Below are 6,861 nucleotides of genomic sequence, written 5' to 3' on the forward strand. Positions count from 1 at the left end.
TTGTAAAAAAATCTATAACTCTCCTTAAACGTGATTTCAATAAGATACCCTTCATACGGGTGTGTTATTTACTTGTTATTTCTTATTTGTTATAATGCTAAACATAGGAGGGCTTACATGAACTTTAACAAGCAAAAAACAAAGCAAAAAAAGGATATCCTTTCTTCACCGAAATTACGGCGCAGTTCACACCTTACGCTTTTTTTCTATAAATATGCACTGGTTGTCATCATCGCACTGATCGTCACGGCCGCTGGTCTGTCCATAGGTTTCATCCGCGGAATTTTAAACAATACCCCGAATGTTTCTTTGGACTCGATCCACTCCAAAGGTTTTATCACGATGATTTACGATAAAGACGGCAATGTGACAAGAAAGTTATCTACCAGTGATTCAAACCGTGTCTATGTATCACTGGACAAGATCCCGGCAAATCTTCAAAATGCTTTTATCTCCATAGAGGATGTGCGGTTTTATAATCACAACGGTATCGACATGCGGGGCATTGCCAGATCCTTCTTCCTGGGCCTCAAAGAAAAGTCTCTGGACCAGGGCGGGAGTACCATCACTCAGCAGCTTGTAAAAAACAATATCCTCGGAATACAGCCTGAAAAAACTACGATCGAACGCATAGAGCGCAAGATCAAAGAACAGTCCCTGGCTCTGGAATTAGAAAAAATCACTTCGAAACAAAAGATCCTGGAAGAATATTTAAATGCGATCAATCTGGGGGAAGGCACATTAGGAGTGCAGACTGCATCCCAAAAATATTTTAATAAAGATGTATCAGATTTGACTTTATCAGAGTGCACCGTACTGGCCGGCATCACAAAGAACCCAACAAGGATGAACCCGATCACACACCCTAACAGCAATGCTGCCCGGAGAATGACGATTCTGAAAATCATGCTGGAAGAACATTATATCACAAAAAGTGAATATTCGGAAGCGGTGAATGATAATGTTTATGAAAGAATCCAAAAGATCAATGCAAGGCAGCAGAAAAATTATACTGCCAACTCTTATTTCGATGATGCACTGATCCTTCAGGTGGTCCGTGATCTGAAAGAAAAACTTGGATATGATGAGACAAAAGCCTACAATGCCATTTACAGCGGAGGTTTAAAAATATATTCTACTCAGGACTCCAAGATCCAGAGGATCGCAGATAAAGTGACCAATGACCCGGATAATTATCCGGCGGGTACAAAAGTGGCTCTGTCTTATTCACTGACAGGCACAGACAAAAATGGTAAGGAAGTCAGTTATTCGGAGAACGATGTGCTGAGTTATATGAAAAAGCATAAGCTTGGCACCAGTCTCATATTCGCAGATAAATCATCTGCCGAGAATATGGCCCGTAAATTCACCAAATCCTTAAAAAAGAACGGGGTCAGCGTGATCAACGAGCAGGTTTCCACAGTGATCCAGCCCCAGATTTCCATGACCATCATAGACCAGCGCACCGGACAGGTGGAAGCCCTTGTGGGCGGCCGCGGAGTCAAATCCGAAAACCTGTCTTTAAACCGCGCTACCGGTACAACAAGACAGCCCGGATCGACGTTCAAAGTACTTTCCACATTTCTTCCGGCGCTGGATACGAAAAATATGACATTAGCTACTGTTTACGATGATGCGCCGTATGAATATCTCGATACGGGGCGCCCGGTCCGCAATTATTACAAAGGCTACCGCGGTTTTTCCACAATAAGGGAAGCAGTCACCAATTCTATGAATATTGTGTCTGCCAAAACCATGGCTGATGTAACACCTGAAGTCGCCTATGAGTATTTACAGAAGCTTGGCTTTACCACCTTAGTTGATAATAAAACTACGGCAGACGGCAAAACCTTTTCCGATGTCAACCAGTCCATGGCCCTGGGCGGCCTGACTTACGGAGTGACCAACCTGGAGCTCACCGGTGCTTTTTCTGCCGTGGCCAACGGAGGCACATACCACCGGCCTTCTTTATACACGAAAGTTGTGGATCAGTCCGGAAAAGTACTCTTAAACTCATCTTCTTCCGGCACCCTCGTTATGAAGGAATCGACTGCTTTCCTTCTCACCGACGCCATGAAGGATGTCATCAAGAAAGGAACCGGTAAACCCGCCGCACTTTCCTCAGGAATGCCTGCAGCAGGAAAGACCGGTACTACGACCAGCGATTACGACTACTGGTTCTCCGGATATACCCCATATCACACTGCCTCTGTGTGGATGGGATATGACAGGAATACATCATTTTCTTCTGGCAGCCAGCACGAAAAAATTTGGAAACTTGTCATGGACCAGATTGTAAAAGAGAAAAACGAACCGATCAAAGAGTTTTCAAAACCAAACAGTATTGTCAAAGCCCGGATATGCACAAAGTCAGGAAAACTGGCTGTCAAAGGTACATGTGATCATGATCCCAGAGGCAGTATGATAAAGACAGAGTACTTTGCCCTGGGAACCAAGCCCACCAAACCCTGTGACATCCATGTGGCCATAGAAATATGCAAAAAATCCGGATATCCGGCCAACAGTGCCTGTCCGGAAGGCCAGCTTCTGCGGAAAATCTATATCACAAGGCCAAAGGGCAGCAAGGGAATCACAGACGATACACAATATCAGATCCCAGACCTGTATGTAAAATATATGTGCGGCCTGCATACTCCGGAATAATTAAGTTACCGAACTAATCCCTGATCCAAATAAAGATAAGAGCGTTTCTGACAGCAGAATCTGCAGTCAGGAACGCTCTTTTATATATATAAAAAGCAATCCCGCAGCAATGGCGGCACCACTTAGTATCAAGTTACCTGCCATACGGCTATTTTTTTATCTTTGGCTGGAAAATCAGGGACGCCAGATAGGAGAAGATCAGAGCTGCGGATGTTCCCACGGCTGCAGCTGTAAATCCGCCTTCAAACAGTCCGAGGAATCCGTGCTGGTCGATGGCTTCTTTCATTCCTTTCCACAGAGTAAAGCCAAATCCCGAGAGGGGTACCGTTGCACCGCAGCCAGCAAAATCAGCTATTTTTTCATAGATTCCAAGTGCTCCGAGCACTGCTCCTGAAATAACCAGTATAACCATGATCCTTCCCGGCTGGAGCTTGGTATTGTCCATTAAAATTTGTACAAGAATACAGATAACGCCTCCGACAATAAATGCTTTTACATATTCCATCTATACTTCCTCTCTTTCCAACAAAACTCCGTGCGCAATACCCGGCACTGTCTCACCTTCATTGAAGCTCGTCTTTGAAAGCAAAGCTCCAGTAGGTACAAACAAGACTCTGTTCCATCCGCCGTTTATCATCTTTCTTGTGATCATAGAGGACAGGACTACGGCACTGCACGCACATCCCGATCCCCCTGCGTGGGTATCCTGAGTCTCATCCTGATAAACTTCGATACCGCAGTCTCCGTGTACTTTAGAAATATCATAACCATTGTCCTTCAGAAGTTTAATGAGAATTTCTTTTCCCACCTCTCCCAGATCGCCGGTATAGATCGCATCGTAGTCATCCGGTGTCATGGCAAAATCATTAAAGTGCTGATAAATGACTTCTGCAGCCGCAGGCGCCATGCAGGCTCCCATGTTCATCGAATCTTTCACGCCGTAATCTACGATTTTACCGGTTGTGATGCCCCGGACTTTGATCGGACTTTTTTCTTTGGAGATTACGAATCCCCCGGCTCCGGTCACGGTCCATGTGGAGGACAGAGGCCTCTGGCTCCCGTATTCCAATGGGAAACGGAACTGCTTTTCCGCACTTCCGATATGACTGGAGGCAAGGGCCAATGCATAGTCTGCATATCCCGCTGCCACCGTCATAGACGCAAGAGATATGGATTCTCCTGCGGTAGAACATGCTCCGTACAGGCCAAAGAGAGGGAGCTCCAGGTCCTTGATCCCGAAGGATGTCGCCATGATCTGCTCCAAGAGATCTCCGGCAAATGCATAGCGTACCTGATTTTTTGTGATCTCTGCTTTTTGTATCGCAAGCAGGGCTGCCTGCCGCATGAATCTTCCTTCTGCCAGCTCCCATGTCTCCTCGCCGAACAGCGGATCGTCGATGATCTGGTCAAATGCCTGTCCGAGAGGCCCTTCTCCTTCTTTTTCCCCAACTACGGAGGACCAGCCTTTGAGATAAGGCGGATGTTCGAATTCCAGACTCTGCTTTCCCTTCATAACTTTCATCACATAACCCCCAATCGGACTAATATCATATAAATAACTCCCAAAATAAAGGAGGATAAGATTCCGTACAGAATGACCGGACCGGCGATGGTAAAGATTTTAACTCCGATCCCGAACACCTGCCCCTCTTTTTGATACTCGATAGCCGGAGAGGCTACAGAATTTGCAAATCCAGTGATCGGAACCAGTCCTCCCGCTCCTCCGAATTTTGTGATCTTTGAATACAGATTAAATCCTGTGAGAAGTACGCTTAAAAGTACAAGGGTTACTGTGACAGCCAGGAGAGCATCTTTCTCTCCCAGATGCAGCCAGTGCATCACTGCCTGTTTGATCCCTTCTCCGATCGTACAGATCGCTCCTCCCACAAAAAATGCACGGACACAGTTCATAAGACAGCTGCTTGCCGGCGTTACCTGTTCTACATATTCGTTATATTGATCTTTTGTCGGTTCATTGTGCATGACAGAATAAGCTCCTTTCGTTTGTGTAAGTATTTATGTCACAAGTAATAAGTTTATACGGATGAGCTTTTTTGCTCATCCGTTTCTGCGGCAGTCGCCGCAGAAAACCCTGGTTAAAATTTATATTCCGGCAGTATTCGCATGGAGATTGTTCTCTTATCTAAATATATTATTATCTGCACTTTCTGTGGCTCGTTGCTAACGCAAAAATTGCATCCAGCAGCCTGCTATTTTACCCAGGGCTATGGAATAGATGACGAATGGTATTCCGTCCCTCAGTTTCATTCTTCTTGAGAAGACCGGCAGGCTTTTGAGCATTTCGGCCAGTGCTCCAATGAGGCAGCCAGTGAAGATTCCTCCGAACAGTCCAAATAAGATCAGCAGCGGATATCCCAGCGGTATGTGCCACCGGTAGATAAAAACTGCTGTTCCCAGGACTCCGCCCAGGGTAATGCATGTTTCATACAACATGGCATGTGATATCGTTTTGGAAAGGCCTGCGAGTCTAGGCACAACTCCAATCATGCTTAAGAATGCCAGGAAGCTTCCCGCGATGAGTGCTCCTGCGGACAAGCCGTATATCACAAGGAGTAAGTTACGAAGAAACATCCTGCTCCTCCTTTTTCCGTCCGGCGTCGATCATCAGCGTGTCATTTACATCCCGCTCGTAAAGTCTCATCTGGACTTCAAATGGGGTCGGATCATCGGTAAGCTTGATTTTTCCCGCATGATTAAAGAAGATTACGATTCCTATCGCAAGTCCCGCTGTATAGGCCAGATGAAGAATCGTCGGTCCTTTTGGCGGCGTTCCCATGACCAGCTGATATACGGTTGCAAACAAATCGTCAATAGCCACATCCGTGTTATAGCTCATGATCGAGAAACTGGCTCCGAAAAATGCGACCAGGCATACACCTGCAATCTTTAAGTAGTGGGCCCATTTCTTTTCCTTTGTCACTTCTTTTAAATATACGATAAAATCTTCCGGGCCCATATTGACCACTTCTGCAGTTTTGTCGATTTCTTTGATCACTTCCACTGCTTTTAAGATGGAAATAATCTCCCGTTCGTTTCCGCGCTTTTTAAAATGAAAAAGCTTTGCTTCCTTCACTTTTTGTTCCATATCTTTGTCGGTACAGTAAATCGACGCTACATCTTTTATCTTTACATCCGGATTATGAATACATACACTGTCTTCCGCTTTGATATATACGGTCATGATGTTCCATCCTTTCCAATACTAACGTCCCGTCTTTTCTCTGCTCCTGATTCGTGTCACAGAAAAGAATCACCGATAAGACTGCAAGAACAATGATCAATGCGATCACCATCCACTGTTTTCTTTGCTTCATAAATATCACCTCTTCATTTTTATGAGATAAATTAGTTGTAGTATCTGTCTTTTTTTCAATTTCATTCATGGATTCTGTTCTTGCAGGAAAGGTATCCAGATGGTATCATTTAAGAAGCACATGTTTCATAAGGAAAGGAAGGATTGTATGGAAGAAAACGGTCTGACTTTATATAAATTGATGATTTTATTTTTAATAAAAAAAGTGGATTTTCCGCTGAGCAACTCACAGATCTCGGAGTTTATCCTGGACAAAGGGTATACGACCTATTTTAAACTCCAGCAGGCTTTTCACGAACTGGAAGACGAAGACATGCTGCGGACAGAACTGGTCAGAAATGCAAGCCACTATTTTCTGACAGAAGAGGGTAAAGAAGCTATTGATATGTTTGAATACCAGCTCTCCGAGCCTATACGGAATGACATTCTCACATTTTTGGCGACCAAAGAATACCAGCTGAGAGAGGAAACCAATCTGGAAGCCGACTATTTCCCTGCAAAACGCGATGAATATACCGTAAGGCTCAGGATCAAAGAAAAAGACAGCATGCTGCTGGAAGTCAACTTAAACGTAGTATCCAGAGAACAGGCCATCTATATCTGCGATCATTGGAAGTCCAATCACTCGGATATTTATGCTTATCTGATCAATCGTCTGCTTTTTCAGGACCAGAGCAGTGAGGCAGAAAAGAAGACCGATTCGTAAACAGAACCGGTCTTTTTTATTTCATAGGATTAGGGTGTCAAAAGACACATTAATAAATATCTGATTTTGTTTGTACCTTGAAAATTTAACACGAATTGGTTTGAGAATATTAAATTTAGAACAATCAACAGAAGGTGAGCTTGATGTTTTGAGTATT

The 6,861-nt window shown here is 44.4% G+C and carries 8 protein-coding genes; 2 read left to right on the forward strand and 6 right to left on the reverse strand.

The window, feature by feature from the left end:
- Window positions 1-117 precede the first annotated feature (117 nt).
- On the forward strand, window positions 118-2,664 hold the full coding sequence (locus QGT46_RS07560; protein ID WP_024728052.1) for a transglycosylase domain-containing protein: 2,547 nt from the start codon (window positions 118-120) through the stop codon (window positions 2,662-2,664).
- A 148-nt stretch (window positions 2,665-2,812) separates the two neighbouring features.
- On the opposite strand, the gene spoVAE is transcribed toward QGT46_RS07560, so the two are convergent.
- The 6 genes from spoVAE to QGT46_RS07590 all read right to left on the reverse strand — a co-directional run bounded on the left by spoVAE (window position 2,813) and on the right by QGT46_RS07590 (window position 5,999).
- Entirely contained in the window at window positions 2,813-3,169 is a 357-nt protein-coding gene (gene spoVAE, locus QGT46_RS07565) for a stage V sporulation protein AE (RefSeq protein WP_024728053.1), read from the reverse strand.
- A complete protein-coding gene (spoVAD, locus tag QGT46_RS07570) occupies window positions 3,170-4,186 on the reverse strand; it encodes a stage V sporulation protein AD (protein ID WP_024728054.1) in 1,017 nt (338 codons plus the stop codon).
- Complete coding sequence (spoVAC, locus tag QGT46_RS07575) at window positions 4,186-4,647, reverse strand: stage V sporulation protein AC (protein WP_024728055.1); 462 nt, start codon at window positions 4,645-4,647, stop codon at window positions 4,186-4,188. The genes spoVAD and spoVAC overlap by 1 nt, the downstream gene beginning before the upstream one ends.
- 198 nt (window positions 4,648-4,845) lie before the next feature.
- Window positions 4,846-5,256, reverse strand: coding sequence for a stage V sporulation protein AB (locus tag QGT46_RS07580; protein WP_024728056.1), 411 nt, complete (start codon window positions 5,254-5,256; stop codon window positions 4,846-4,848).
- The gene (locus QGT46_RS07585; protein ID WP_024728057.1) at window positions 5,243-5,866 is read right to left on the reverse strand and encodes a stage V sporulation protein AA; all 624 of its coding nucleotides are present in this window, start codon (window positions 5,864-5,866) and stop codon (window positions 5,243-5,245) included. Before QGT46_RS07585 ends, QGT46_RS07580 begins: the two co-directional genes overlap by 14 nt.
- On the reverse strand, window positions 5,823-5,999 hold the full coding sequence (locus QGT46_RS07590; RefSeq protein WP_287519494.1) for a hypothetical protein: 177 nt from the start codon (window positions 5,997-5,999) through the stop codon (window positions 5,823-5,825). The genes QGT46_RS07585 and QGT46_RS07590 overlap by 44 nt, the downstream gene beginning before the upstream one ends.
- Window positions 6,000-6,146: 147 nt before the next feature.
- Here QGT46_RS07590 and QGT46_RS07595 point away from each other — a divergent pair, with 147 nt between their 5' ends.
- Entirely contained in the window at window positions 6,147-6,704 is a 558-nt protein-coding gene (locus QGT46_RS07595; RefSeq protein ID WP_148459832.1) for a DUF4364 family protein, read from the forward strand.
- The last annotated feature ends 157 nt before the right edge of the window (window positions 6,705-6,861 follow it).

Source organism: Anaerostipes faecis (genome assembly GCF_910574135.1).
GTDB classification, from domain to species: Bacteria; Bacillota; Clostridia; order Lachnospirales; family Lachnospiraceae; genus Anaerostipes; species Anaerostipes hominis.

Bases quoted from the DNA above. Each gene is read 5' to 3' on its own strand.
- QGT46_RS07560 (WP_024728052.1), top strand. From the start codon at position 118: ATGAACTTTAACAAGCAAAAAACAAAGCAAAAAAAGGATATCCTTTCT.
- spoVAE (WP_024728053.1), bottom strand. From the start codon at position 3,169: ATGGAATATGTAAAAGCATTTATTGTCGGAGGCGTTATCTGTATTCTT.
- spoVAD (WP_024728054.1), bottom strand. From the start codon at position 4,186: ATGAAAGTTATGAAGGGAAAGCAGAGTCTGGAATTCGAACATCCGCCT.
- spoVAC (WP_024728055.1), bottom strand. From the start codon at position 4,647: ATGCACAATGAACCGACAAAAGATCAATATAACGAATATGTAGAACAG.
- QGT46_RS07580 (WP_024728056.1), bottom strand. From the start codon at position 5,256: ATGTTTCTTCGTAACTTACTCCTTGTGATATACGGCTTGTCCGCAGGA.
- QGT46_RS07585 (WP_024728057.1), bottom strand. From the start codon at position 5,866: ATGACCGTATATATCAAAGCGGAAGACAGTGTATGTATTCATAATCCG.
- QGT46_RS07590 (WP_287519494.1), bottom strand. From the start codon at position 5,999: ATGAAGCAAAGAAAACAGTGGATGGTGATCGCATTGATCATTGTTCTT.
- QGT46_RS07595 (WP_148459832.1), top strand. From the start codon at position 6,147: ATGGAAGAAAACGGTCTGACTTTATATAAATTGATGATTTTATTTTTA.